This window comes from Exiguobacterium sp. OS-77, assembly GCF_000414195.2.
GTDB classification, from domain to species: Bacteria; Bacillota; Bacilli; order Exiguobacteriales; family Exiguobacteriaceae; genus Exiguobacterium_A; species Exiguobacterium_A indicum.
On sequence record NZ_DF239008.1, the window covers coordinates 1448560 to 1474099 of the forward strand.

36 protein-coding genes are annotated in these 25540 nt (G+C 47.0%); 20 read left to right on the forward strand and 16 right to left on the reverse strand.

What is annotated here, in order from left to right; translation table 11 throughout:
• Positions 1 to 624 carry a zinc dependent phospholipase C family protein gene (locus EXG77_RS07110; RefSeq protein WP_052017114.1) on the forward strand — a complete coding sequence of 208 codons (624 nt, stop codon included), beginning with the start codon at positions 1 to 3 and terminating at the stop codon, positions 622 to 624.
• Here EXG77_RS07110 and EXG77_RS07115 read toward each other — a convergent pair.
• Positions 607 to 912, reverse strand: a complete 306-nt coding sequence (locus tag EXG77_RS07115; protein WP_035397073.1) for a hypothetical protein — start codon at positions 910 to 912, stop codon at positions 607 to 609. The two genes, EXG77_RS07110 and EXG77_RS07115, sit on opposite strands and share 18 nt — an antisense overlap.
• A 247-nt stretch (positions 913 to 1159) precedes the next feature.
• On the opposite strand from EXG77_RS07115, the gene EXG77_RS16605 reads away from it, so the two are divergent.
• The 3 genes from EXG77_RS16605 to EXG77_RS07130 are packed head-to-tail and all read left to right on the forward strand — an operon-like array spanning position 1160 to position 3127.
• A complete protein-coding gene (locus EXG77_RS16605) occupies positions 1160 to 1378 on the forward strand; it encodes an AbrB/MazE/SpoVT family DNA-binding domain-containing protein (RefSeq protein WP_023468485.1) in 219 nt (72 codons plus the stop codon).
• A gap of 24 nt (positions 1379 to 1402) precedes the next feature.
• A complete protein-coding gene (locus EXG77_RS07125; RefSeq protein ID WP_023468484.1) occupies positions 1403 to 1903 on the forward strand; it encodes a cation:proton antiporter regulatory subunit in 501 nt (166 codons plus the stop codon).
• Between the two features lie 3 nt (positions 1904 to 1906).
• On the forward strand, positions 1907 to 3127 hold the full coding sequence (locus EXG77_RS07130) for a cation:proton antiporter (RefSeq protein ID WP_035397077.1): 1221 nt from the start codon (positions 1907 to 1909) through the stop codon (positions 3125 to 3127).
• Positions 3128 to 3177: 50 nt separating this feature from the next.
• Here EXG77_RS07130 and EXG77_RS07135 read toward each other — a convergent pair whose 3' ends face one another.
• A complete protein-coding gene (locus EXG77_RS07135; protein ID WP_035397079.1) occupies positions 3178 to 3702 on the reverse strand; it encodes a dihydrofolate reductase family protein in 525 nt (174 codons plus the stop codon).
• Between the two features lie 83 nt (positions 3703 to 3785).
• Between EXG77_RS07135 and EXG77_RS07140 the strand changes: the two genes are divergently transcribed.
• Together EXG77_RS07140 and EXG77_RS07145 are read left to right on the forward strand one after the other, a co-directional pair.
• Complete coding sequence (locus EXG77_RS07140; protein WP_035397081.1) at positions 3786 to 4694, forward strand: YafY family protein; 909 nt, start codon at positions 3786 to 3788, stop codon at positions 4692 to 4694.
• Between the two features lie 56 nt (positions 4695 to 4750).
• The gene (locus EXG77_RS07145; RefSeq protein ID WP_023468480.1) at positions 4751 to 6766 is read left to right on the forward strand and encodes a Na+/H+ antiporter; all 2016 of its coding nucleotides are present in this window, start codon (positions 4751 to 4753) and stop codon (positions 6764 to 6766) included.
• Positions 6767 to 6851: 85 nt separating this feature from the next.
• On the opposite strand, the gene EXG77_RS07150 is transcribed toward EXG77_RS07145, so the two are convergent.
• Positions 6852 to 7295, reverse strand: coding sequence for an NUDIX hydrolase (locus EXG77_RS07150; RefSeq protein WP_023468479.1), 444 nt, complete (start codon positions 7293 to 7295; stop codon positions 6852 to 6854).
• A gap of 155 nt (positions 7296 to 7450) precedes the next feature.
• Entirely contained in the window at positions 7451 to 8866 is a 1416-nt protein-coding gene (locus EXG77_RS07155; RefSeq protein ID WP_035397083.1) for an NAD-dependent succinate-semialdehyde dehydrogenase, read from the reverse strand.
• Positions 8867 to 9059: 193 nt separating this feature from the next.
• Between EXG77_RS07155 and EXG77_RS07160 the strand changes: the two genes are divergently transcribed.
• Positions 9060 to 10307: a polysaccharide deacetylase family protein gene (locus tag EXG77_RS07160; RefSeq protein WP_238987923.1), complete on the forward strand. Its 1248-nt coding sequence runs from the start codon at positions 9060 to 9062 to the stop codon at positions 10305 to 10307.
• Between the two features lie 36 nt (positions 10308 to 10343).
• On the opposite strand, the gene EXG77_RS07165 is transcribed toward EXG77_RS07160, so the two are convergent.
• Together EXG77_RS07165 and EXG77_RS07170 are read right to left on the reverse strand one after the other, a co-directional pair.
• A complete protein-coding gene (locus EXG77_RS07165) occupies positions 10344 to 11141 on the reverse strand; it encodes an SDR family NAD(P)-dependent oxidoreductase (RefSeq protein ID WP_035397085.1) in 798 nt (265 codons plus the stop codon).
• Positions 11142 to 11203: 62 nt separating this feature from the next.
• Entirely contained in the window at positions 11204 to 11971 is a 768-nt protein-coding gene (locus EXG77_RS07170; protein ID WP_035397088.1) for an SDR family NAD(P)-dependent oxidoreductase, read from the reverse strand.
• 118 nt (positions 11972 to 12089) lie between these two features.
• Between EXG77_RS07170 and EXG77_RS07175 the strand changes: the two genes are divergently transcribed.
• Positions 12090 to 12719 carry a hypothetical protein gene (locus tag EXG77_RS07175; RefSeq protein WP_035397091.1) on the forward strand — a complete coding sequence of 210 codons (630 nt, stop codon included), beginning with the start codon at positions 12090 to 12092 and terminating at the stop codon, positions 12717 to 12719.
• Here EXG77_RS07175 and EXG77_RS07180 read toward each other — a convergent pair.
• Positions 12707 to 13561, reverse strand: a complete 855-nt coding sequence (locus EXG77_RS07180) for a LysR family transcriptional regulator (protein ID WP_035397093.1) — start codon at positions 13559 to 13561, stop codon at positions 12707 to 12709. The two genes, EXG77_RS07175 and EXG77_RS07180, sit on opposite strands and share 13 nt — an antisense overlap.
• A gap of 136 nt (positions 13562 to 13697) precedes the next feature.
• Here EXG77_RS07180 and EXG77_RS07185 point away from each other — a divergent pair, with 136 nt between their 5' ends.
• The 3 genes from EXG77_RS07185 to EXG77_RS07195 are packed head-to-tail and all read left to right on the forward strand — an operon-like array spanning position 13698 to position 14959.
• On the forward strand, positions 13698 to 14063 hold the full coding sequence (locus EXG77_RS07185) for a metalloregulator ArsR/SmtB family transcription factor (protein WP_023468474.1): 366 nt from the start codon (positions 13698 to 13700) through the stop codon (positions 14061 to 14063).
• Entirely contained in the window at positions 14035 to 14541 is a 507-nt protein-coding gene (locus EXG77_RS07190; RefSeq protein WP_023468473.1) for an SRPBCC domain-containing protein, read from the forward strand. The genes EXG77_RS07185 and EXG77_RS07190 overlap by 29 nt, the downstream gene beginning before the upstream one ends.
• A gap of 16 nt (positions 14542 to 14557) precedes the next feature.
• Positions 14558 to 14959, forward strand: a complete 402-nt coding sequence (locus tag EXG77_RS07195) for a DUF4362 domain-containing protein (protein ID WP_035397096.1) — start codon at positions 14558 to 14560, stop codon at positions 14957 to 14959.
• Positions 14960 to 15007: 48 nt separating this feature from the next.
• Here the strand turns inward: EXG77_RS07195 and EXG77_RS07200 are convergent, their stop codons facing one another.
• On the reverse strand, positions 15008 to 15643 hold the full coding sequence (locus EXG77_RS07200) for a homing endonuclease associated repeat-containing protein (RefSeq protein WP_035397098.1): 636 nt from the start codon (positions 15641 to 15643) through the stop codon (positions 15008 to 15010).
• A gap of 183 nt (positions 15644 to 15826) precedes the next feature.
• On the opposite strand from EXG77_RS07200, the gene EXG77_RS07205 reads away from it, so the two are divergent.
• The gene (locus tag EXG77_RS07205) at positions 15827 to 16537 is read left to right on the forward strand and encodes a cyclopropane-fatty-acyl-phospholipid synthase family protein (RefSeq protein ID WP_035397099.1); all 711 of its coding nucleotides are present in this window, start codon (positions 15827 to 15829) and stop codon (positions 16535 to 16537) included.
• On the opposite strand, the gene EXG77_RS07210 is transcribed toward EXG77_RS07205, so the two are convergent.
• Positions 16526 to 17293 carry a nucleotidyltransferase domain-containing protein gene (locus EXG77_RS07210; protein WP_035397102.1) on the reverse strand — a complete coding sequence of 256 codons (768 nt, stop codon included), beginning with the start codon at positions 17291 to 17293 and terminating at the stop codon, positions 16526 to 16528. The genes EXG77_RS07205 and EXG77_RS07210 overlap by 12 nt on opposite strands.
• A 12-nt stretch (positions 17294 to 17305) precedes the next feature.
• Entirely contained in the window at positions 17306 to 17662 is a 357-nt protein-coding gene (locus tag EXG77_RS07215; RefSeq protein WP_035397103.1) for a hypothetical protein, read from the reverse strand.
• 74 nt (positions 17663 to 17736) lie between these two features.
• Here EXG77_RS07215 and EXG77_RS07220 point away from each other — a divergent pair, with 74 nt between their 5' ends.
• From EXG77_RS07220 to EXG77_RS07240, 5 genes are read left to right on the forward strand one after another with little or no spacing between them, the layout of a single operon-like run.
• A complete protein-coding gene (locus EXG77_RS07220; RefSeq protein WP_035397104.1) occupies positions 17737 to 18141 on the forward strand; it encodes a MarR family winged helix-turn-helix transcriptional regulator in 405 nt (134 codons plus the stop codon).
• On the forward strand, positions 18122 to 18466 hold the full coding sequence (locus EXG77_RS07225) for a DUF3147 family protein (RefSeq protein ID WP_035397105.1): 345 nt from the start codon (positions 18122 to 18124) through the stop codon (positions 18464 to 18466). Before EXG77_RS07220 ends, EXG77_RS07225 begins: the two co-directional genes overlap by 20 nt.
• Before the next feature lie 19 nt (positions 18467 to 18485).
• Positions 18486 to 18941: a GNAT family N-acetyltransferase gene (locus EXG77_RS07230; protein ID WP_035397107.1), complete on the forward strand. Its 456-nt coding sequence runs from the start codon at positions 18486 to 18488 to the stop codon at positions 18939 to 18941.
• Positions 18942 to 18997: 56 nt separating this feature from the next.
• Complete coding sequence (locus EXG77_RS07235) at positions 18998 to 19213, forward strand: helix-turn-helix transcriptional regulator (RefSeq protein WP_035397109.1); 216 nt, start codon at positions 18998 to 19000, stop codon at positions 19211 to 19213.
• Positions 19210 to 19563 carry a hypothetical protein gene (locus tag EXG77_RS07240; protein WP_035397111.1) on the forward strand — a complete coding sequence of 118 codons (354 nt, stop codon included), beginning with the start codon at positions 19210 to 19212 and terminating at the stop codon, positions 19561 to 19563. The genes EXG77_RS07235 and EXG77_RS07240 overlap by 4 nt, the downstream gene beginning before the upstream one ends.
• 79 nt (positions 19564 to 19642) lie before the next feature.
• Here the strand turns inward: EXG77_RS07240 and EXG77_RS07245 are convergent, their stop codons facing one another.
• Positions 19643 to 19966 (reverse strand): YnfA family protein, encoded by a 324-nt coding sequence (locus EXG77_RS07245; RefSeq protein WP_081637374.1) that lies wholly within the window; start codon positions 19964 to 19966, stop codon positions 19643 to 19645.
• A gap of 6 nt (positions 19967 to 19972) precedes the next feature.
• On the reverse strand, positions 19973 to 20374 hold the full coding sequence (locus EXG77_RS07250) for a VOC family protein (RefSeq protein ID WP_035397115.1): 402 nt from the start codon (positions 20372 to 20374) through the stop codon (positions 19973 to 19975).
• A gap of 137 nt (positions 20375 to 20511) precedes the next feature.
• On the opposite strand from EXG77_RS07250, the gene EXG77_RS07255 reads away from it, so the two are divergent.
• The gene (locus EXG77_RS07255) at positions 20512 to 21450 is read left to right on the forward strand and encodes a phosphotransferase (protein ID WP_203229908.1); all 939 of its coding nucleotides are present in this window, start codon (positions 20512 to 20514) and stop codon (positions 21448 to 21450) included.
• 46 nt (positions 21451 to 21496) lie between these two features.
• On the opposite strand, the gene EXG77_RS07260 is transcribed toward EXG77_RS07255, so the two are convergent.
• On the reverse strand, positions 21497 to 22360 hold the full coding sequence (locus tag EXG77_RS07260) for an NAD(P)-dependent oxidoreductase (RefSeq protein ID WP_035397119.1): 864 nt from the start codon (positions 22358 to 22360) through the stop codon (positions 21497 to 21499).
• A 6-nt stretch (positions 22361 to 22366) separates the two neighbouring features.
• Positions 22367 to 22549 carry a hypothetical protein gene (locus tag EXG77_RS07265; protein WP_035397121.1) on the reverse strand — a complete coding sequence of 61 codons (183 nt, stop codon included), beginning with the start codon at positions 22547 to 22549 and terminating at the stop codon, positions 22367 to 22369.
• A gap of 100 nt (positions 22550 to 22649) precedes the next feature.
• On the opposite strand from EXG77_RS07265, the gene EXG77_RS16310 reads away from it, so the two are divergent.
• On the forward strand, positions 22650 to 22799 hold the full coding sequence (locus EXG77_RS16310) for a hypothetical protein (protein ID WP_158581853.1): 150 nt from the start codon (positions 22650 to 22652) through the stop codon (positions 22797 to 22799).
• Positions 22800 to 22843: 44 nt separating this feature from the next.
• Here EXG77_RS16310 and EXG77_RS07270 read toward each other — a convergent pair whose 3' ends face one another.
• Both EXG77_RS07270 and EXG77_RS07275 read right to left on the reverse strand, forming a co-directional pair.
• Positions 22844 to 23542: a DUF3169 family protein gene (locus tag EXG77_RS07270; protein ID WP_035397122.1), complete on the reverse strand. Its 699-nt coding sequence runs from the start codon at positions 23540 to 23542 to the stop codon at positions 22844 to 22846.
• Positions 23539 to 23745 (reverse strand): helix-turn-helix transcriptional regulator, encoded by a 207-nt coding sequence (locus EXG77_RS07275; RefSeq protein WP_023468455.1) that lies wholly within the window; start codon positions 23743 to 23745, stop codon positions 23539 to 23541. Before EXG77_RS07275 ends, EXG77_RS07270 begins: the two co-directional genes overlap by 4 nt.
• A 159-nt stretch (positions 23746 to 23904) precedes the next feature.
• On the opposite strand from EXG77_RS07275, the gene EXG77_RS07280 reads away from it, so the two are divergent.
• On the forward strand, positions 23905 to 25500 hold the full coding sequence (locus tag EXG77_RS07280) for a M3 family metallopeptidase (RefSeq protein ID WP_035397124.1): 1596 nt from the start codon (positions 23905 to 23907) through the stop codon (positions 25498 to 25500).
• Positions 25501 to 25540: the final 40 nt, after the last annotated feature.

The window sequence follows — 25540 nt, forward strand, 5'->3', positions numbered from 1 at the left end:
ATGGGTTCACGACTAATGCATGCCTACATCGGACAACGATTGATTACGTTACTTCCGGAACTAGACCCTGCTCGATTCCTTATAGGTACGATCGCTCCTGATGCACGCCACGACGAGAAGGAGCAAGCCCACTATTATACGGGTGAATTAGCGAGCGGAACACGAGCGATTGACTACGAAGCGTTTTGGAGAGACTCGGCGTCTTGGAATCCATCTTTTCGAAGTGGCTATTACGTCCATCTGATAGCGGATGATATTTGGTTACGCGGTTTTTATATGGGGTGGTTACGGCAAGCGATCATAGCTGACGCCTCGATTGGTTCAAGGTATCATGATGACTTCAGGCGGTACAATACACGCATTGCTCCGTTCGTGAACTGGAATGAACAAGCGATCAACGGAGCGCTTCATGAAGTGAGTGTGCAGTCGAGATGGAAAGCACTTCCGCATTTCATTAGAGAGGTAGAGGAGGATCGACGAACCGTTCTGCCACAAGAATATGATATCTTGTTGCCGTGTCAATTGGATGGATATATCGAAACAGCGATTGAACGTTCCTTCCATCACTTAGGTGAAAAAGGGCTAAAGATTGTTCCGACCAAAGAATCATCTCCGAATCATTGAAATGACCCATTTGACGATCCCGAATAAGATGTAGCAGCATCCGTTCAGCAGACCAATCCACATCAGGTTAATCAGACTTTCTAAACCTTCAAACCAATCCATGACTGGTGTAACGAATAAAGCGAATACAAAAAGTACCATGACGGTCCAACTGACGGTTGGAATCAGGAAGAGAATTGTTAAGCCGGCGACTACAGCTGGTACGATTCGTTTATAGATAAGATAGATTGCTGCCACGTTCAACGATAAAATATAGATTACAAACGCAATTAAAAATAATTGCGACATAAAATCACCTCCGAATAACAATAAGACGAAGAACGCATCCCTTTAGATTAGGATGCGTTTTTCTATGTTTATTGTAAGATGTCTTGAAAATAATCGTATGCATACGGTTGAACAAAAAGAAAATCGATTTTTAAATTTTAATTCAAAGCAAAACACTCGGAATAAGTTTAGAACTATGTTATATTGGAAATAAGAAAAGTAAGGAAGTAAGGAATACAAGAAAAACACAGAAAGAAGGAAGTACGTGATGGAGCTATCAAAGTTAACGTCAAAAGGACAGATCACCATCCCCAAAAAAATTCGGCAGGCCTTGCAAGTGGAGGAAGGAGATCGCGTGGCATTCATTGAGGAGGACGGGTTTGTCATCATGGCGAAAGCGGATTTGAAACAGCTGCATGACCTTCAAGATATATTGAGCGATGAGACGTTCAAGACGCTCATCCACAAAGCGAATCATCATTTGTAAAAAATAAAAAGGAGGAAATAACAGATGGATATGCGCGAAGTAGATTTACCAGGAATCGGACGGAAGTTCGAAGGCATCACGACACGAGGAGATAAGGTGGTCGTCATCGTCCATGACGACGGACGACGCGAAATGCATCATTATGATGACGATGATTTTGATGAGAGCATCTCGAGCGTGACGTTCAATGATGCAGAAGCTCGTCAGATGGCAGGGATTCTCGGAGGATTATCTTATAAGCCAAAGGATCTTGAAAAAATTGAACTCGCGTTTGATGATCTCGTCATCGAGTGGTTCAAAGTCGGTCAGGATTCAAAGGTCAACAATCGAACGATTGGGGAACTCGATGTCCGTAACCAATATGACATCTCGATCATTGCAGTGCTTAAACATGACCGTTCGAAATCGTTAAATCCTGGACCAGAAACGCGCCTTGAAGCGGGAGATACGATTGTCCTGTCAGGAGAACGTCAAAACGTCCGTCACATCACGAAAGCATTATTCTCAATCGAAGGAGGCGGATAATATATGGATCATCTCATATTTGAAGTCGGTACCGCGCTTATCTTAGTGGCGATCGCGGCAGTGCTCGCGAACAGACTCAATTTCTCAATCATCCCGTTTCTGATTATTCTCGGGATGATTGTTGGACCGCACGCTCCGACAATCGGGATACTAGACTTCAAGTTCATTGAAAGTGCTGAGTTCATCAGTTTCCTCGGACGAATTGGCGTCCTATTCCTCTTGTTCTATCTCGGACTCGAGTTCTCGATCGGTAAGTTGATCCGGTCTGGAAAATCGATCGTCACGAGCGGAACGATCTATTTATCGATTAACTTTACAGGTGGTTTACTCTATGGATTCATCGCCGGATTCCCACTCTATGAAGTACTCGTCATCGCCGGAATCATTACGATCTCCTCGAGTGCGATCGTGGCGAAAGTCCTCGTTGATCTCCGCCGGACTGGTAACACGGAGACGGAATTGATTCTTGGAATCATCATGTTCGAGGACATTTTCCTCGCTGTCTACTTGTCGGTCTTATCGGGACTGCTTCTCGGTGGTGGGACGACATTACTCGCATCCCTCACATCGATCTTGATCGCCCTCGGCTATATGTTGTTGTTCTTCATCGTCGCTCGGAAGGCAACACCGCTTTTGAATAAGATGCTGAAGATCGCCTCGGATGAAGTCTTCATCATCGTCGTCTTTGCTGCCTTGTTCTTCATCGCCGGATTCTCGGAAACAATTCATGTTGCGGAAGCGATCGGGGCGTTGTTACTCGGTCTCGTCTTCTCGGAAACCGATCAAGGCGAGCGGATTGAACATCTCGTCGTCCCATTCCGTGATTTCTTCGGTGCGATCTTCTTCTTCAGTTTCGGATTGAGTATCGATCCGACGATGTTGCTTGACGCCGTCTGGCTCGCACTCGGTGCCGTCGTCATCACGATCATCGGGAACTACGTGGCCGGTATGATTGCGGGGCGTAAAGCAGGCTTGTCACACAAAGCATCCTCGAACATCGGCTTGACGATTGTCTCGCGTGGGGAATTCTCGATCATCGTCGCGAATCTCGGAATCGCTGGTGGGTTGATGGACATCTTGTCACCATTCTCAGCCTTGTACGTCTTGATTCTCGCCATCCTCGGACCGTTGATGACGAAGGAATCAAAACGGATTTACAACGTCATGAATAAAATCTTTAAGTGGACGGAACCAAAAGAGAAAAAAACGAAGAAAAATGCCTGACTGATATAAACGAACAACCGGTTCGCTTTCCCGAACCGGTTGTTGTTGTTTTAAGTCAAGACTTCATACGTCGCCATCAGGAATTGTCCCGAATGGCGACTCGCTATTAAACGAAGATTCGTTTCATTCGTCCCTTCCGGAAACAGTGGGATACCTGTTCCGAGAATGACAGGGGCGATTGCCAGTTCAATCGAGCGGATGCGATTTAAGCGCAATGCTTCTTGAATCAATTCGCCACCACCGATCAGCCAAACGTTACCTTCAATCGTTGGCGTGATCCGGTCGAGCAGTTGATTGAGCGGTTCATCCGTATAGGTGACCGTCTCAGACGTTTGCTGCGTCCGGCTATAGATATAACTCGGAATATCTGCGTAAGGGTACGTCTCGCTGAGTTGTAGGACTTCATCATATGTTTTTCGTCCCATGATGACGGCACCGACTTGATCATAGAACGCTTGATAACCATTATCCCCGTCTCCGGCAACGGCAAATAACCAATCAAGTGAACCGTCGAGTCTAGCAATTTTCCCGTCAAGACTACAAGCGATATAAAGAACGGTCGTAGGTTGTGACATCCATAATTCCTCCTTTTGCATCGTGTGACTTCATCTTAGCGTATAATGACGACAAAAGATGTCGTCATTTAAGGAGGAACTGTATGAATACGAGACAGTGGCGTTTAGTACGCTTGTTAAACCGGGGCGAACACTTCTCTGCACGGATGCTCGCGGAAGAATGTCAGGTGTCGATCCGGACAATTCAACGAGACATGACGGTACTTGAAGCAAATGGTTATCCAATCTACAGCGAACCTGGCGTAGCAGGGGGTTACCGGATGTTGCCACATCGGAACATGCCGCCACTCGTTTTGAAGGATGAAGAGACGATTGTCTTCTTCATCCTTCTGGAATGGATTAGTCAGATTCCTGATTTTCCATTCGGAACGATTCGTCAGGAAGTCGCTGAACGTTATGCGAACGAGTTACCGAAGATGACGGAGCAACAGATCGTAAAATGGAAAGACCGCTTTCGCCTTCAAGCGGTCGATACACCACCGTCGCCGCAAAATCCTGCGTTACTCGACTTGTTAGAGAGCGGACGGATGGGGAATATTCTCTATGAGACGACAAAAGGACGACGCATGATCGTCGTAGATCCGATTGGTTTATCGTTCGAACAGAATCGCTGGTACTTCTATGGACAGACGAATCGAGGGTATCGCCAGTTCCGTGTTGATCGGATCAAAGACGTGACGCTTCATGAGTTGCCAGCAACCGAGTTAACCTTTTCAGATTTGGAACAAGACATGACACGTGTACCGATGACGACGGTGAAACTGGAAGTATCACCATTAGGCGAACGGTTGCTAGAGGGGATTTTACCGATTCAGTCGGAACGAACATGGTTGGTTCCGGAAACCGAACTGCCGTATCTCGGACGCCAATTGATGCGGCTCGGTCCGGAAGTGCGAGTCCTTGAACCACTCGAACTCCGGGAGCAGTTGATTCGTCAAGCAGCAGAAATGATTGCTGTGCAACGGTCCGATAAGGCGCTCGGACAGGATTGATTAAAAAACTATGTTAGGATATAGGTAGAAAGAAACAATAGAGGAAGGGGTCTTCCATGGAAACACTATCATTGATTTTATTGATGCTTGCGCTTATTTTATTGACGCAAGTCATCGGACATTACATCCGTTTCATCCCAACGGCTTTGATTCAAATCATTGCCGGAACCGTCGCCGCTCTCCTGATGAGTGGTTTGACGATCGAGGTCGAATCCGAGTGGTTCCTCCTCTTATTCATCGCACCGTTACTTTACAACGATAGTTCTCACTTCCCACGAGAAGATTTATGGCGGATGCGGACAGCGATCTTCGGGAACGCGATCATTCTCGTCTTGTTGACGACGATCGTCGGAGGATACTTCATCAACTGGTTGATTCCAGTTATTCCAGTCGCTGCTGCCTTTGCTTTAGCTGCGATTTTATCGCCGACCGATCCGATTGCCGTCAACGGGATTGCGAAACGTGTCCAGATTCCAGAACAGATTCTGACGCTCGTCCGTGGAGAATCGCTGATCAATGACGCATCGGGACTCGTTGCGTTCAGTTATGCGGTCGCTGCTGTCGTCACAGGGTATTTCTCGCTTCAAAGCGCAACGACTGAGTTCTTCTACATGTTCATCGTCGGAGCATTGATCGGATTGACGATTTCACTCGCGATGAACTTTCTCAAGGTTCGCTTGCGTCGCGCCGGCATTGAAGATGTTGTCTTTTATGCCTTATTGCAAATTTTAACGCCATTCATCATCTTCTTCATCGCCGAAGAAGGGTTTCACGCGTCAGGCGTCATCGCCGTCGTGACAGGTGGTATCTTGCATGCCTTGATCAAAGAACGGACGGAAACGTTCTTTGCACAAGAGCAGACGTTGACGGATAACATCTGGACGATGATTGCGTATACGTTAAACGGGATTATCTTCTTATTGCTCGGTTTGACGTTGCCGGAAGCGACACGCGAGATTTTTGCAGATGATGCGATCAACAACTGGCGTCTCATGCTATATGTCATCGAAATCGGTTCATTCATTCTCGCGATCCGTCTCGTCTGGACGATGTTCTTCAATTGGTTCGATCATCGGTTCTTTAAAAAAGAGGACCGCGATCATCGTCGACCGTCCTTCAAACAAGATTTAATCACGACACTGGTCGGGGTTCGCGGAACGATCACGATGGTCGGGGTCTTGTCATTACCGTTCTTGACGGAGTCCGGCGAAGCCTTCCCGGAACGCTCATTGATCATCTTCCTTGCAGCGGGAGTCATCATCTATACACTCGTTCTCGCAACGATTCTCTTACCGGTCTTGAACCGGGGAGAAGCGGCTACACCGATCGCACTCGACCTGAATGCCCAAAAACAACGGATGATTCGCCGTGCAATCTCAGAAATCAAACAAGTGACGGACGAAGACAATGCGGTCGTTGCGTTTGATCTCCTTAATGAGTATCATGTCATGCTTCGGTTGCTTCGGGCACAGGAAAAAAGTCAGGAAGAGCTCGATCAATTCAATGATCAATTGAAAGCACTGCGACTGGAAGCCGTCCAGTGGGAAAAGGAAGAATCAAAACGTTTCGTCGCTGAGCACAAGGTGCCGGATCTGTTGAAGAAGGATGTCTTCCGCTCGATCGAAAACCGTCGTAAGGCGATCGGCAAGGATTCGCGTTTCCAAATCGTCCAACCGATTCGAAAATTGTGGTGGAAGCGGAAACGATCGAACATGTCATCTGACGCGTTGATTCAAATGACACAAGTCGAGCATGAACTGTATGAAAAGGTAATGGGCACAGTGATCGAACGTCTCGAGAATTGCCGCTCATCGTACCCACCAGACGTCGTTCAAAGTGTGCTGGAATTCTATAAACGACTTCGCTTCAAACATACGCGTTGGTCGTCACCAATCGGTGGCAAGGACGTCGATCAGCAAAAAGAAGAACTTTGCTTGAAAGCGATCGAAGTTCAGCGTCTTGAAATCGCGAATATGTCGAAAGAAGGGGATCTCTCGAACGAAGAGGAGAAGGAATTACGTCGCTTCATTCACTACATCGAGAGTGTCGTTCTCTACGAATACGTCGAATAACAACGAGACTGTTCGTTTGTCACATATTTAAAAGGAGCACGTTTTCTCTGAAAAAGAGAATCGTGCTCCTTTTGTGCGTCTTGATTTAAATCATGTATAGCGTCTTTTGGACTGCGTAGCGTTGATGGTCGTGAAATAGATGTTCGATTGCTTCAACCGGGTCGATCCATCGTAAGGCATGATCATCCTCAATCGGATCTTGTACTTTCTGCCCAGCATCACAACGATAGAACTGCCCTTCGTTCAAATAATATGCTGTTTCGTTTTGTGAATAGAAATGTTGATTGGCTCGTCCGATGAAATCACCGATTTCGATGTCCATCCCCGTTTCTTCTAGTACCTCTCTTTTAAGACAGTCTTCATACGTCTCATAGGTCTCGATACCGCCACCTGGAAGAAACAACTTACCGTCCTTTTTTTGAATGACGGCAATTTTACCTGTTTGAGAGTCGCGCATGACCGCATAAACAGCAGGTCTTGTTATGTAGTGTTGGTTCTGTTCTTGTTGCCCGAAGGTGATGACATCCATTCTTAAATCACTCCTTTTCGTATAATCATTTGAATTCAATCATACCTTACAAAATAGTATGTAAGCATGCCAAACAAAAACCCCTCATTTCACTCAAGAAATGAGGGGTGACCTATGGGTAAAGATCGTTTGTTTCAAACGAAATGTTTAATTGATTAACCGAGCGACAAGTATTTGACTTCGAGATAATCTTCGATGCCGTAGACGCCACCTTCACGGCCAAGACCACTCTCTTTATAGCCACCAAATGGAGCTTGTGCAGCAGATGGTGCGCCATCGTTCAGACCGACGATCCCGTATTCGAGTCGTTTTCCGAGCATCAATGCTTCATCGATGCGTTCAGAGAACGCGTAAGCTGCAAGTCCGTATGGTGTGTTGTTCGCCCGTTCGATGACTTCATCGAGTGTCTCAAAGACAGAGATCGGTGCGAGCGGACCAAACGTTTCTTCCTGCATGCAGAGCATGTCTTCTGTGACATTTGCAAGCACGGTTGGAGTGACGAAGTAGCCGACAGATTCGTCAATCGTACCACCAGTCAGGATCGTTGCCCCTTTTGCGACAGCGTCATCGATGTGTGCTGTGACTTTTGCGACGGCTTTCGCATTGATTAATGGACCAACTGTCGAGTCGGCGTCCATCCCGTTACCGACTTGCAGTTGTTTGACGGCAGCTGTGAATTTTTCCGTAAACTCATTAAGGACAGATGCTTGCACGTAGAAGCGGTTCGTCGCGACACACGCTTGACCACCGTTTCGGAATTTCGAGCGCATCGCGCCTTCGACAGCTTTGTCGAGATCCGCATTTTCCGTGACGATGAAGGGTGCATGTCCACCGAGTTCAAGTGACAATTTTTTCATCGTATCAGCTGCTTGACGCATGATCAATTTCCCGACGGCTGTTGAACCTGTGAATGTGATTTTCCGGACGCGAGAATCCGCTTGCCAGACGCCACTGATTGTTGCTGCGTCACCTGTTAGGACGTTGATGACCCCTTTAGGGATACCTGCTTCTTCTGCTAGTTCAACGAGGCGAAGTGCCGTAAACGGTGTCTCTTCTGATGGTTTAAGGACGATTGTACAACCTGCTGCAAGAGCCGGTGCGAGTTTGCGTGTGATCATTGCTGCTGGGAAGTTCCATGGTGTGATCGCTGCGACGACACCGACCGGTTCTTTTTCGACGAAGAGTCGTTTCCCTGGAACAGAAGCCGGAATCGTTTCACCGTAAATCCGACGTGCTTCTTCAGCGTACCAACGGACGTATTGATTGCCGTAATCGACTTCGCCAAGTGCTTCGACGTACGGTTTCCCTTGTTCCGTCGTCATGATGCGGGCGAGTTCCTCGCGGTTTTCGTTGATCAAGCGATACCAGGCGTCGACTAAATTCGCGCGTGTGTCTGCTGTTTCATTTGACCACTTAACGAATGCTTCGCTCGCTGCGTCAACGGAACGTTGTGCGTCTTCCGCTGAACTTGCTGGAACATGTCCGAGCAATGCTTTCGTTGCTGGGTCGTAGACCGGAATCGTTTCTGTCGTATCGTACCATTCACCATTAATTAAGTTCTTTTCAATCATCTTGTTGCACCTCCGTGAATTTCATTACGTCCTTTATTAAACACCTCAAGACGAGTGAGCGGAAGTTCCGCTTTGGATGGACAGTCATAACGAAACGGAATGACTCAAAAAAGTAGTTAATCGACTGAACAATCGGGAACAGTTAGAATAGAGGGGAATGAAAACGTCAAAATTGATGAAGGAGTCTAAAAACATGAGACGGAACTGGATCATTGGCGGTGTGGCGCTGAGTCTGCTACTAAGTGGATGTGGGGAAAGCGAAGTCAGCGAGAAAAAGTCGGAAAAAACACGAGAGACACAGCAAAAAAGACAAGCTTCGCAACAGGCATACATAGAAAAGACGATACAGCGTGCTGATCGTTACGCTGCCCAGTACGATTATGACCGGGCGATCAAAGTGTTGAAACCCGTCCGCGCAAAAGAGACGAAACAGAGGGAAGAGGAATACGAACAGAAAAAGCAGGCGCTCCTGCCTGTGACGAAACCTGTACCGCATCTCTTCTTCCATTCATTGATTGCTGATCCAAACCAAGCATTTGATGGCGACCGGAAGGAAGCAGGGTACGATGATTACATGGTGACGCAACAGGAATTCGAACGGATCTTGGATGCGTTGTATAAAAACGATTACGTGCTCGTCCGACCAACAGACCTAGCAAAAGAGGTGAACGGGAAGATCGTCGAGACACCCGTCCGTTTACCAAAAGGAAAGCAACCGCTCGTGTTGTCGCAGGACGACGTCAATTATTACGAATACATGGAAGGCGACGGATTTGCGAAGAATTTAAAAGTGAAGGATGGCAAAATTGTCAACGCGATGATTGGAAAGCCGGATGGTGCTTATGATCTCGTACCGATTGTCGATGCGTTCGTCCAGTCTCATCCTGACTTTTCCTATAAAGGAGCAAAAGGGTTGCTCGGTATCACAGGCTATAACGGAGTGCTCGGGTATCGTTCCTCTTACAATCAATACGGTCATAATGAAAAGGTCGAAACGGCACGAAAACAAGCGAAGCAGACCGCCGTCGCGTTAAACAAGGACGGCTGGCAGTTCGCGAGTCATACGTATGGACATATTTGGGTCGGAAAAGAGTCAGTTCCTACGATCCGCGCGGATCTTAAACGTTACAAACAGGACGTAGAACCATTGATCGGAAAAACAACGCAACTGATTTATCCATATGGCAGTGACGTCGGGGATTGGCATGAGTATTTGGGTGAGAAATATCGTTTGCTCATCGATAGCGGTTTCCGTTATTTCTTCAATGTCGATGCGAGTCAACATGCGTGGAAGCAAGTTGGACCCGACTACTTCCGCCAAGCTCGAATCAACGTTGATGGGATTCGTTTACGTCAAGCCGTTGCCGGAAATACGAGCATACTCGATCCATTCTTTGATGCGAAAGAAGTCTTTGATCCAGCACGACCGGAACGGAAGTGAGTGATTGAAAACTAGTTAATTCATCGATTAAAGCAATTAAAAAGGTAGTGGCTGCATTCCGTCCTGATCCGTAAAGTGATAGGTCTTCGCGAGATCGGCAACGAAGACGGCTTGTCCAGAATAACGGCTAACATCGTCATCCGCTATCAGCGCTGTAACGGCTCGTCCGATATAGGTCGTCGATTCAGTCGCAGCACTCGCGAATCCAGCATCGACGACCCGTTCCGTCCGCATGAAACCGGGGCAGAGCGCGATGACAGAAATGGTCGTCTGAGCTAACTCCTGCGCCATGACGTGTGTCATTCGATTAATCGTTTGCATCGCCAAATCATAATAAAGATTTCCAGCCACCTGATCTGGAGTGAATGACGTCAAATTGATGACGAGCGCAGCTGGACTCTGTTGCAACAAGGGCATCGCAGCCCGAATCGTCCACAAATACGCTTTTGGTCCGGCAGACATCATCGCGTCCCAATGTTCCGGTGGTCGCTCCCAAAACCGTCGTCCAGTTCCAGACGGTAAGTGGCTTTCCGAACCACCGAACACACAATTGACGAGGAGATCGATTCGACCATGTTGGTGCTGAATCTGCTGAATCAGAAGATCAATGTCCGTTTGATTCGTATGGTCACAAACGACCGGTATGCCGAGTCCGCCGCGTGCCGTGACACCAGTAGCCGTCTCTTCGATCGTTTCGCTTCGATGATCCGTCGTCTGTTCATTCGTACTTCGTCCCGTGACGTAAACGATCATTCCGGCGTCACCTAAGGCATAAGCGATGCCACGTCCGGCGCCACGGGAGCCACCAGCGACGAGTGCAATCCGTTTTGACATGATGAAGCTCCTTTCAGATACGAGAAGACGGATGGGCAGATGCGCATCCGTCTTCTTCTGTCTTAAAAACCTTTAATCGTCATCCCACCATCGACATAAAGCGTTTGCCCGGTCACGTAACGGGCAGCAGCAGACGATAAGAAGACGGCTGGTCCAACCAGTTCTTCTAATTCACCGACCCGCCCGAGTGGTGTCACGTCAACGATCTCTTGCAGGTATGTAGAATCTTTCAGCAATGGTTCCGTTAATGGTGTCTTAAAATACCACGGTCCGATCGCATTGACACGAATGTTTCGTGGTCCCCATTCAAGCGCCAGTACTTTCGTCATCTGAATCATTGCCGCTTTCGTCGTCGCATACACGACGCCGGTCCGTAAGGCGACGTGACCAGCAACCGAGGCGATGTTCAGAATACTTCCACCTGTCTCTTGCATCCGTTTCCCAATTTCTTGAGCAAAGAAGAAAGCAGATTTCAGATTGGTCTGCTGGATCGTTTCCCACTCGTCTTCCGTCACATCGAGTGCCTTCGAACGAATGTTCATTCCAGCATTGTTGACGAGCCCATCAATCTGCGGTACTTGTTCGTAAGCACGAGCTACCGTCTCGACGACTTGTTTCCGGTCAGTGATGTCGCACGGGAATATGTAAGCCGTTCGACCGAGTCGTTCGATTTCTTGTGCCGTCTCCTTCAAATCGCGTTCCGTCCGGGCGACGAGAATGATGTCGGCACCGGCTTCTGCCATCCCGATGGCGAGTGCACGTCCGATGCCTCGACCAGCTCCTGTGATGAGAAATGTCTGATCGGTTAACGAAAAACTTGGAAGATACATGATGTCACGTCCTTTTAATGAGAGTCACCACTTACTCTAATGAAAAATTGACTGAAAAGAAAGAAAAATCACTCCATAGTAAAGTAGAGATGGTAAAATATTGAAAAGGAGGGATGAGATGAAGCGTGGTTTAGTTGTGACATTATGTATAGCACTCGTGAGCCTTGCTGCTATTCAACTAGTCGGTACAGAAGTCTATCGTTATTTCTTTTATGATCCGGCAACCTATCAAGCCCGATTTATGGTTGATGGAGGCGGGAAAGAAGAAGGAAAACCGACCAAGCAAAAAATGGACATCCAAAGCGGGGGATTTGCGGATAAGGATGCCTTAGGTGTTGCTACCTTTTACGGCGTCATCGGTCTTGTCATACTACTGATTGTCATCTTTAGTGTGCGTTATTTCTTGAAGCGTTTGCGAAAACGACGCAAACGAGAGAATGTAATCGACGATTTAATGCAGCCGCCGCCGGTGTTTTCCCCAAATCGTTCGACACGACAAACACTTGTTGGTGAAGAATCAGAGTCAGAGATTCGCCGTCTGTTACAAACGTTCGATCGGCAACTGACACGACAAAAACGCCGCCGCTCCGAAGAGACGGTCGGCGAATGGTTACAACGGATTGATGTCACGCTTGATCCATCGATCTACCATCTCGTCCGGTACGGTGACACACCGGATTCGGCGATTTCACAAGATCAAGTCGATGGGCTGAGGCATGAACTACAAGTGCACCTTCAGCGCGACTGACCAAGTAAATCAAGCAGAATCGCATGATGAGAGGCGTCCCGTGAGACGAGTGACAATTCACGGACGACATCAAACCCGTCGACCGGTAACGTCTTGATTTCTGGGGATAGTCCGTCTTGGAAAATCTCCGGCAACAGGGCAATACCGAGCCCTGCACGGATGAAACCGAGGACGCTTGAACCGAATTCCATCTCGTTTTCTGCTTGGTAGACGGCACCTCGCTCGATGAACGCGTCCTTTAGGATGTTCGTCGAATCGCAATCGATCGGAAGCGACAAGAAAGAGGCGTCACGAATTTGCTCAAACGCCACAGACGTACAGCCTGTGAATCGTTCATCGTCTTGATGGACATAAAGTAAAAAGTTCTCCGTATACAAATGGGTCGTATGATACGGATGGACATGGTGACGATCGTCGAGTAAGACAGCATCGTATCGGCGTTCTTCAAGACCTTGCATCAAATCGATCGTCGTATGCGCCGTCTTTAATTTGAGATCCGGTGCCGTCGCTTGTCGTGAAACATGACGGGGGAGATACGTCATCGCGACGCTTGGCCATGATCCGAGCGTCAACGTCGTCCGTTCGTCGATCGTACCGATCCGTCGTTTCATCTGATCGATCCGGTCAAGCAGTTCACGGCTCTCTTCAAAGACGATTTCGCCAGCTGTCGTCAACGTAACACCATGTGCCGAACGGTGTAACAGCGAGACGTCTAGTGCACTCTCAAGACTTTTGATTTGTTTACTTAACGCCGGTTGCGTCATATGCAGTACTTCGCTTGCTTTCGTCAGGCTGCCGGTCTCCGCGGTGACGAGGAATGCTTCCATCCATTCGGTCTTCATTGGTTCACGCTCTTTTCATACAGGTTGTTTAGAACGTACGCCATTTGAACGCATCTGACAATCATTTTGCATTTTTTATATTCTTGGTTTGGAATATTCTAAAATGGGAATATACAAAATAAAGAGGTGAACGGATATGAACGATCGGATACCAATACGATTCTCAGCACTCGGAGACGCGACACGGCTCCAACTTATTGAAGCGTTACGAAACGGTCCTCGCTCCGTCAATGAGTTGGCTGAACAACTACACTTACGCCAACCGCAAACCTCGAAGCATTTGAAGCTGTTGCTTGACGCGGAACTGATCACTGTCGAACGGCAGGCGAATCGTCGCCTGTATAGCCTTCGCCCAGAAGCGTTTCGAGAGCTCGTCATGTGGAGCAACTCGCTTGCGCAAATGGAAGCCCGTATGCATCGTCTAGACGCACATTTGAAGCAGATTCAGTCGAACGTGAAGGGAGACGGGACGAATGAAAAAGGAATTGAAGACCTCGATTGAGGGGAAGACTTTACGAATGGAATGGACGTGCGAGGCGCCACGAGATAGCGTCTTTGCTGCATTCACAGAAAAAGAGCAGCTTGAAACGTGGTGGGGTCCGGAAGGCTGGGAAACGACGATCAAGACGTTTGAGTTTCAACCGGGTGGCGTATGGCATTATTGCATGCGCTGTGTTGATCCGGCGCAAGGTGACTTTTACGGCATGGAGTCGTGGGGGAAAGCGATTTTCAGACACATCGATGCTCCGAACACGTATAGTCATGCCGATTATTTCTCGGACGCGTCAGGGGCGATCTCAGAACATTTACCAGGAAGCGAGAATGTCACGACATTCCTCGACCACGGGGAGACGACGTTGATCGTCTTCGAGTCGACCTATGAGACAGAAGCAGCCGTGCAAGAAGTACTCGGTATGGGGATGAAGGAAGGCTTTACGTCGCAACTGCATCGCCTTGATCGCTTATTAACGAAACGTTGAGAAGGAGTCGGTAAGGATGCGGAAGCTCGGTCTTATAGTATGTCTGCTTTGTTTAGCCGGTTGTGGAAAATATACGATGGAAGAGGCGAAAGAGAATGGCGACATCATCGTCCAGAATGATGTTACGAATAGCGACCGATTCGAGTCCTTTTTAAAGAAGTCAACGAAAGGGCAATCAGATCAGATCCGCATCACAGCGTTTACGACTGAAGGAGACCCGGTATTGTATGACGTCAAGTATGATGGAAAGTCGTATCACTATACGTCCGATTCATCGCGTGATCAATTCGGTACAACAGACGATGATCGTAAAAACGAAGTCTGTCGACAACTCGAGGTGAAGGAACAGTCGGTCTATACGTTACGCCAATGCGCTGAAGGGGCGGATCATGAGCTCTTACGATTGCTAAAACAATAATCAAAAAGGATCGTGTCCCGTCGAATCAATCAGCGGGCACGATCCTTTTTATTCGCTGTCGAGACGACGCAAGGCTTCGCGCCAACTGGAGAAGCGTTCAATCAACAACGTCAGTGAAGGTGCTTGGTGCGCACGCGCCCACTTGGCATATTGTTGACTCGTCAGAAGCGGTCCATGTGTGGCTGCAGCTTGTTGAAGAGCGTCTAAGCAGTCTTGATCGGTGAAGAAGCCGTTCGAGGTGAGGTCGAAGTGTGCCAAGGCATTTTTCCAGGTACCGAACCGACGAATGATCGTATTCGCACTCAGCATCTCTGGGTGTAGATCCCGCAATTCCGTGTAGGAGCGAATCGTCATGTTAGTTCCTTTTTGTGCGACATAAAAAGCAACGCTTTCTTCGATCGACCACCGCTTCGTTCGCTTGACCGCAGCGGGACGGTTCAGCGTCATGCGTTCTTTCGTCGATAAATGGGAAGCCTTGACGATTCCAGCTCGTTCTAACAGGTGTGCCCACGAACCGAATCGGGCGTTGATTTCTTCAAGCGAAGGGTAAGGAAGTTGAGCTGCTAACTTTTGATAATGGGTAGCTTTCATAGGTGAATGGTGCATTTGATGAAGACCTTGAATCAAGCGGATGATCTTCTCATCCGTTGCTAAGGTGGAAGTGGAAGTCGGATGTTGACGCATGCAAGATATCTCCCTTTTGAATGGTTGTTTCAATTACAGGCTAGTGTAGCATGAGCGATTGCGAGAACATACTAACAATATCGTAAGGTAAGAAAAATAGCGCATTTTTATCCAGGAAATACAGGAAAATCAGAGAAGAAACACGAATACAATATTATAGAAGAAAAGAGGGGGAACTGATCAATGACAGAAACACAGACGATTGATACGATGGAGGATATTTTAAAGATGCTCGACGCACGATTGCGTGAACCAGAACCGTTTTGGGACAAGTTCTATGAAGATCGGTCGAAACCGGTCCCGTTTTTTAAGAACATTCCGGACGAGAACTTAGTTCGCTACATCGAAGAGGGCTGGCTCTCGCCTGGTGACGCATTAGATCTCGGAACAGGACCGGGTCGAAATGCGATTTATCTCGCAACACACGGTTTCTCGGTGACGGGACTGGATCTCTCAGCAACCGCGTTAGACTGGGCAACAGAACAAGCGCAACAGACTGGAGCGCAGGTTGCGTTTCGAAAGCAAGATTTTCTAGAGACGACCGAACAGAATACATATGATTTCATTTACGATTCCGGCTGTTTTCATCATATGGCGCCACATCGACGTGTGACTTATGTGACGCGACTGAAGGAGATGTTGCGCCCAGGAGGATATTTCGGATTGACGTGTTTTGTTGCGGGCGGTCCGCTTGGCGGGGCGACGTTGACGGACTGGGAGGTCTATCAAGAAAACAGTCTCCAAGGTGGACTCGGCTATACGAAAGAGCGGTTACTCGCCATATTCGATGCATTCGACGTCATCGAACTAACGGAAAAGAAACCCGTCGACAATCCAGAGGCATTATTTGGTCATGCTGGACTGTGGACTGGTCTGTTTCGATTAAAGGATTGATTCGTCCGGCATTCGAGACGCGAACCAGTCAACAAAGTAGTAGACATCTTCTGGCGAAACGATTTGGTGTGTATCGTATGCGGTGAACAGTGACAAAAAGCGCGGTTCGTCAGGGAAATAATGAAGCAGGATCGGGCGGAGTGTCTCTAGGTCATGCACGAAGCTTTGATCTTCTTCTAAGATAAGGTGATAGGCACTCCGAACAATCCGTTTCACGATCGAATCGGAATGAAGCAGAGCGACCTGACCGGTTTCTAAGAGAAATAAATCCGTTTTCAACTGCTCACATACTCCATTGTTTAACGCGAAGCCAAGAGCGCGTGTCGGACGAAGGGATGGAAATCGACTTTGAAGATTTTCGCCTGCCAAAAACAAGTTGACGGATTTCAACCAGACACCCCAGCGAAGAACTTCGTCATCCCGTATGACGTCGCCAAGCAGACCGATGTCATAATCGATTTTGGTGACGAATGGATAGTCCTTCAACCAGTCTTCCGTCCGTTCATCTAACTGCATGTGTTCTTCTTCCGTCAACGGTTCTATCAAAATCAGTGTAAAATCGAGGTCGGATTTAAAGGGACGCGCCGTTCCTTTAGCGACGCTGCCATACAAGTACACGCCATGAAACGCAGATAAGGTTTGTACATAAGCGACGACGTCCTGAATCACGGCACGATAACGGACAGGAATCGCTTCAGCAGAAGTTGGATTGTGGATGTAGCCATTTTTCGTGCCCAATGTCGTTGGATACTGCATCTGTTTTCCTCCTCATCCTTCAGGGATGGATTGATAGCGATACCACTTCTTGTTTCGCTGCACATATAGAAACATCGTATCATCTTTTTCTTGATAGATGACCGTACCGCTCTTAAGACGAGTTGCCATGCTGTCGTTGAGCGTCTTTTCGGATGCTATTTTTTGAACACGTGGACCAGGAGTCAAAGAAAGACTCGAGACGGTTACGACCTGATCTAGTCGGTACACGCGATCGTTCAAGCGGATGACGTCTTGAGCTTGTTTAATGGCTTCCGCCGCGATGAGGTCCGTCGTTGTCATCGTCGTCTCCGCTAAGCATCCACTGAGAAAAAGAATGACCAATACGATAGTAGCTAACACTTTTTTCATGAAAATACCTCTTTCTCTGGTTATATATCGTAATTTACGATATATTCGGATTATACGATATAAGGGGGAGCATTATGATTTCAGCTGATTTTGCAAAAATTTATTATCAATTACATCCACGGTTCGAAGAAAACCTGTTTCACCAAAGTGTGCGTATTTTGCAATACATTCAATTTGCGATGAATCCGACGATCAAGCAGATTGCCGAGGCATTTCGCCTCTCACATAATACGACGTCTGAGCACGTCAAAAAGTTGGAGAGATTAGGCTATATCGAAAAAAAGCGAAATCCAGAAGACCAGCGCCAAGTGACAATTGGTTTGACAGACTTGGGGGATACAATCGTTCGTCGTCATACCGAGCTCGATCCTGAACGGTTAAATCAAGTCCTTGCTACGATGTCAAAAACAGAACAACAGACGATTGAACAGGCGTTTCGATTGTTGCGGGAGGCGGCAGATGACTGCTTTTCTCGTTAAGGTGCTGTCGAGCGCACTGGTCATCGGTCTCGTCACGGAAGTCGCCCGGCGTTCACCGTCACTGGGTGGTGTGTTGTCTGCATTGCCCGTCGTCAGTCTGATCAGCTTTGCCTGGCTCGTTAAACAGGGAAGTGAACGGGCAGAACTGAGTACATTCTTAAAGAGTGTGTTACTCGGATTACCAGCGACGTTCTTATTGCTTGCCGTCTTATATGGGTTAATTCGCTTAGGGATTCCTGTTTTTTACAGTATACTTGGTGCAACAAGTTTTTTTATCGTTTGTTGGTATGTTCAACGTCAACTACAACATTGGTGGCAAACGTAATCAAAAAGGAGCGAAAGCGATGGTAATCCTTCAAACGGAGCGCTTGACGATTCATCCGTGTACGGCGAATGACGTGACACGGCTACAACAACAGCACTACGATAACGGACCGGAAGTTCAGCATCATTTGATGTCAGTAGCGTCAGATCCTTCGATGCTATACTGGGGCAGCTGGCTCGTCATGACAAAGGATGGTCAGGTAATTGGGGATATCGGATTTAAGGGGAAGCCGGACATACGACAAGCGGTCGAAATCGGTTATGGTCTGTTACCAGCGTATCTCAATCAAGGGTTTGCGACGGAAGCAGTTCAAGCATTGATCGAATGGGCGTTCGAACAAACGGAAGTGACAGGAGTACTTGCGAAGACGGAGTCGACGAATCAAGCATCGATCCGAGTACTCGAAAAAGCGGGATTGATGCAGGTCGGGAGCGACGAGCGATATATCATGTGGGAACGTATAAAAGGGATGTAAAGGAAACTTGACAGGTAGAGTGTTATTTACATATAGTGGAAGCGTGAGGTGGGATCATGAAAAATAAGGTCAGAGAGATGCGCGAAGAACGTGGCTGGTCGCAAGGCGAACTGGCAAAACGATTGAACGTGTCGCGTCAGACGGTCATTTCTATCGAAAAAGAGCGGTACAATCCGTCACTCGACCTCGCGTTTACACTAGCTGATCTGTTTGAACGGCGAATCGAAGACATCTTTACACCGAATCGAATGAACGAGGAGGGAACAGAATGAAGCGAGTCAATGTGTTACTAGACATCATTTTAATTGGAGTAGGTCTGTACTTAACGATGACAGATTCGGCGGCTAAAACACTCGGAATCATCCTCGTTTTAGCTGGCGTCACGTCACGTATCACAGGAACGGTATTCTCGCCAGCGGAACCGTATGATGAGCGCCAAGGAGAGATTAAAATCCGTAGTGGACATATCGCTTATCTCGTAAGTATCGGATATCTTTTCTTGATCTTGATTCTCGTCAATCTGTCGATCATAAAAGACATTCAATTTGCTCTGTTGCTGGCATTAGGAGGACAAATCTTACTCTTCCCGATTACGTTGCTGTATGTGAATCGAAAGATGTGAATTGGGGGCTAAAGATTCCTCGATGATTGGATAAAACAAAGAGAGGAAAAAGCTACATTCCTCTCTTGGTCCTTAAAAATTAGTGCCGCGGAGCAAACAGCATGACACTGACGCCGATTAAACAGATCAAAGCACCAATCATGTCATACGAATCTGGTGACTTACGATCTACGATCCAACCCCAAAATACGGACATGACGATGAATACACCACCATACGCTGCATAGACACGACCGAATGTCGGAAACTGCTGAAATGTTGCGATGATACCGTACAAAACGAGAGTTAATCCACCAATCAGACCAAAGTACGATGGGCGTCCCTCTCTTAGCCACAGCCAAATCAAATAACCTCCACCTATCTCACTTATACCGGCTGCAATAAATATTAAAGCGGACATCATCACGGTTCAGCCCTCGATCGCAAACGTATCCCGTAATTCGATGATTGTTCCTTCGGGTGCTTTTAATTTGCTGAGATGACCATCGACGACGAAATAGATGTTTCCGCCGTGTTTCGGTAGGAAAGGCATCCCAAGTCGTTCCAAGCGTGCTACTTCTTCTTGCAAGTCGTCAACGTAAAGTGCGAAATGGACGGGACCCGCTGCTTGTTTCGTATAATCAGTGAACGGCTGACCCGATTTGGGTGTTTGCAATTCGATATAGAAGTCACCGAGACGTAACCAGCTGTTAAAGGCGCGGTCGTGAAAACCAGGTGACTCTTGAACGAGTGAGAATCCAAGTTGTTCATAAAAATGTTTAGACGCAGCATAGTCCGTCGTCTGAATGCAGATGTGATGAATTTGTTTCATACTAAAACCTTCCTTCGTGTTCAATGAAATCATGCAAAACTAGTGTAGCATTTCATGGATCGGTTGGAACGAACGAAATGGAGAATATGATGCATCAAACGATGAATTTGATTTGTGAACGTTTTACAATAGGGCAAATGATTAGCGAACCTGTACGATTGACTGGCGGACTCATGCATGAGACATGGCGATTACAGACTACGACTGGATCTTACGTCTTAAAACGATTGAATCCGGACATCATGCGACGCCCTGAAGCACGAAATTATTTTAAGATGTCAGAAGATGTCGCCGTGCAAGCATCATTTCACTTAGCAGCATTACCGGCACGTCGCATCAAAGAACAAGCGGTACAAACGATTGACGGCTCGGATTACCTTTTATTTGATTGGATCAACGGTAAGGCGTTATCAGCCAATCAGCTTCGATCGGCACATGCACGACAAATTGGAGTTCAATTAGGACGGTTGCATGGACTTACGGTAGCGACAACTGGTTTTTTAAAGCCGGATACCTCGAGTACTTCAATCGATTGGAACGGTCATTTAGAAGAAGGAAAACGGCAGCAAGCAAAGTGGCTGCAGCTATTCATGGAAGAGCAGGAACATTTGCAACGAATTGAAAGATTAGCACAGAAAGCACAGAAACAACTGCCAGTAGACTGGATCGTCAGTCATCGTGATCTCGATCCAAAAAACGTCCTCTGGACACCAACGGGTCCAGTCCTGATTGACTGGGAGTCTGCGGGTCTGATCCATCGAGCGGTCGACGTGTTCGAGACAGCCTGTTATTGGTCGAAGCAGGAAAACAATACGTTTGACCACGTTCGATTTAACGCTTTTCTTGACGGTTACGCGACAAACCAACGTTTGCCTGATGTCGACTGGAAGCACGTCATCGATAGCAGTGTCCAAGGAAAGCTGGACTGGCTGAATTTTAATCTGGAGCGCTCACTCGGGAAAAGTGGGATCCCTGAAGCGGAACGAGTACTTGGAACAGAACAAGTCGTTTTAACAATAAAAGAATTACGAGCGCACGACCGGAATCTCTGGATCAAGTGGATGTCGGTAAGATAAGCATAAAAAGAGGCATCAAATCACTCGATTCGATGCTTCTTCGTTATTAAAACGATTTGACCAACTGTTCAATAGTTGATTCAGGAGTACGAATCGGAACATATCCGAGTCGTTTGATTCGTTCGTTTGAGAAAGTAGCGCATTCCGCTGCACGCTTCGGTATTTGGTACGGCTTGTCACTTGCTGTGATCAACTTCATCCGAAAATCCGTCTCAGGTAGATTCGCATCGATCGCATTAAAGGTGTCACCATTTTGCGCATTTTTTGCGGCGATGACGATCATTTCGACTAGATTATCCGTATGGACCCACGGGACGACATCATCCGGATGCACCCAGGTAATCACATGCGCCTCCTTCATCCGCTCGACTTGACGATCCCCCCAATAGGACTGCTCCTCGGCACAAATTGATCCTGGACGTAAGATGATTAAATCGGAATCGGGTGTATATTCCTGTAACAGGCGTTCGGATTCCTGTTTTGTATGGATGTAGACATGTTCGGACGGTAGGAGCGGTGACGTTTCCGTAAAATGTCCACTCACGACTTCGCCGTACACGGAAGTCGTCGAGATGTGAACGATGCGCTTGACACGAGCTTTTGTCGCAGCATCCGCGAGATGTTGTACACCTGTGACATTTGCTTCCTGTGCTAAATCGGAATCGTCTCCGAGATAGGCAGCACAGTGAATCAACAGATTGACGCCTTGAAGTGCTGTAAGAAGCGAATCCGGATCACCGAGCTCACCGATGACTGCGTGGACATCTTTGAAAGCGTATTGATCCGCTTGTTCCTTGGAGCGATACAAACCGCGCACTTCACGCGCTACTTCTAGAAAACGTCGCGCAACACGAGAGCCAAGCGTTCCGGTCATTCCTGTAACTAAAATCGTACTTTCTTTAAGATTCATGGATGCTTACCCCTTTGACTCTGTCTTTTCTGCGAAACACTGCTCACAAATGAAACGTCCTTCGCTTTTTAGGTATGCTTTGATTTCCGTCATCCCACGATGTTTCGGATAGCGCATCTGGATGTAGACTTTTTCGTTTCCTTCAATCGTTTTGCCGCAATGCATACATGTCGGTTCTTTGCCGAACATCCTAACGCCCCCTATAAATTAATATCTTCGATCTTATCGTAAAGGAAAAACCAAGTTGTTGGAAGAATAAAGTAAAAAAGGAATCTAAAGGAGTGTGTCTATGGTCTTCATTGCTATCTTTCTCGCCGTTGGTGGAGTCGTTTGGTTCATTTCAGCGCGGAGTCAATCGAAACATCGCTCGCTCGACGATCAGGAATATACACTGAACCAGCATGATGTCCATCAACAACAAAATCATCGTGATTTTTGAAGGCATGTAAAGGAGCATCCAGTCGATTGACTGGATGCTCCTTTTTAGCGATTGCGTACATGGAGAAAATATTTTGCGTTGCTCCAGATCAAGGCGATAATCAATAAGCTGATTGCAAAGATCTGAGATTGACCGGTCTCATACGAATACACGACTAATACGACAATGATACCCATCAATAAAAATTGTAACAGGAACTGTGACCGGATCAGACCTTCGAACATGACGTGACGTTCGCCGTCATCTGAGGCAGCGAATAGCTTTTCAGCATAGTTCTTTTCTGAATACTTTGGGAAATAGCGGTTGGGATAGATCTGGCGCATAAGATTGAGAAAATAAATCGAGGCAATACAACTGATGACGAAAAAGAATCCACTCAGTATCAAATGAAGACCGAACTGGTTTTCAATGATGCTAAAAGAAGCGAGCCCGATACTGAGGAGATTGGAGAACTGCACGATCATCATGCCGTCCGCATAGTAGCGATTCACTTGATCGTCAATCGCGTCCTCTTCGTCGGAAGAAACAGAGCGTTTAGTCAATTGACGAATTTGCAAATAGCGTACGATGTAACTGAGAGTCAAGATCGTCAAGATAACGAAAAGACTAGTGAATATGTAATCAAGATAGAGCGATCGTTCAAACTGTGACAAATGTGTATTTTTTAGAACAAACATGACGAAATAACTACTGATGCCACCGAGTAATGCTGCGATGATGACTTTGACTGCTTCTTTGTTCATGTTAATTCCTCCTCATCGAAATAAAAGATATCTTCTAGCGGCGTATCAAACACACGAGAAATTTTGACAGCAATCAATAGCGACGGCATGAATTCTTCTCGTTCGATTAAGCTGATCGTCTGGCGCGAAATGTTCGCGCGCCGTGCTAGTTCAGACTGATTCCACCCGTGACGGGCACGTAATTCTTTTAACCTGGATTTCATATGGGGATTCACCTCCTATATAATGTAACTTATCATTGTCTTTATGACAATGATAATAGTCAAAAAAAACAATATATTAGTCATTAATTCGTACATTCATCATATCGATGGCATAAACTGTATACTGGAATAAGTTGAAAGGAGATGTGAAATCCGTCGATGAAATCTCAGTTACCTGTAAACAATATTTTTTATAATGATAAGGATGTTGCGCATCGAATCGCTTCGATTCTCCAAATGGAAGAGACATTGCTCAAACAAAAAATCACGTATCTCCAGGACGTTACAGACTCGGATGCTACTTCTGATTACGAACAAGGGCGTCAGCAGCTATCGGATAAGCTCGATACGTTGAGACGTTCCGTAAAAATGGATCTCGTCTCGCGTGATGACATCACACTTCGAACGAGAGCACGTTTTGAACAATCACTCAGAGCAACAAGTGTGACAGAAGAGGAAGCTTGTCTTATTCAAGACTATCTCCGAATTGAGGCGACGATGCTGACAAAATCGGGAGAGGCGGTTTCCGATCTGCATGCTGTTTTATTTGACGCGGATGAATCCACTCGAAAACAAGCGCTCTTATCGATTGAGGAAGCATTCCGCATGAAAGAATCCGTCATTCAACCGTTGTTTTCACGACTCGTTGAGTTACGACAAGCGCGTGCCACTGCAAGTGGTAAGATCGGATTCGAGGAACTAGCTTTTGCAGAACTCGGACGCGTTGATTATACGAGTCAAGATGTCAATCACTACGCCGCCATCATTCAATCTGACTTTCTACCGGTCAAACGGCAATTTCAGCGCGAACAACAAACGTTTCTCGGCAAATATGCGCTCCATCCGTGGGACGTCCGGCAATCGGCCTATACACAGATTGATCATCACGTGACCGATTCCGATACTTCATTCTTAGATCAGACTCAAGCCATCCTCAAGAGCGTTCACCCCTATTTTGCTGAAGTATTAAAAGACATGCGACAGATAAATCATCTCGATATCGATGCCCGGTCAAACAAAGCGGGCGGAGGGTTTTGTGAGTATTTACCGGTCGAACAACAATCGTTCTTATTCATGAATCGCATCCATACCTTCGATGATCTCGTCATCTTTATGCATGAGATCGGCCATGCCGTCCATCATGATGCGATGAAAGAAACGTACGACGGACTACAACCGATTCCGCTCGAAGTAGGGGAGTTCGCTGCCATGTCGCTCGAGTTGTTGACGATGAACGAATGGCATCAGGTGATTTCGGATAAAAAAGACGTTGCCCGGGCGAAACTGGAACAGATTCGTTCCATTGTCGAGTTCTTACCCGAGACGATCATCGTCGATCGTTTTCAATCATGGCTCTATGCTCACCCGGGTCATGATCCAAAAGAACGACATGCCTATTATGCCGATCTCCGAGAATCATACGATACGGACGTCATTGATTGGTCGGAAACACCCGATTGGAAAGGTCACGCATGGATGAGTGTCATCCATCTCTTTGAGACACCTTTTTATTACATCGAGTACGCGATTGCTCAAATCGCCGCTCTCCAGGTTTATCACCGTTTCACGAAAGACCCTGACCAAACGCTGAAAGATTTCATCGCAGCTTTAGCGCTTAGTCAAACCCATTCGATCCAAGCCGTCTATGCGAGAGCGGGCGTATCCTTCTTACCAAGTGATGCGGAAATGAAAGAGTTGATGGCGTTCCTACAGGGTCAAATTGAAATTTGGACAAATGAGCTAGAAAAGACATAATAAAAACAACACGCTTTGATCAGAAATAGCAGATGTACAA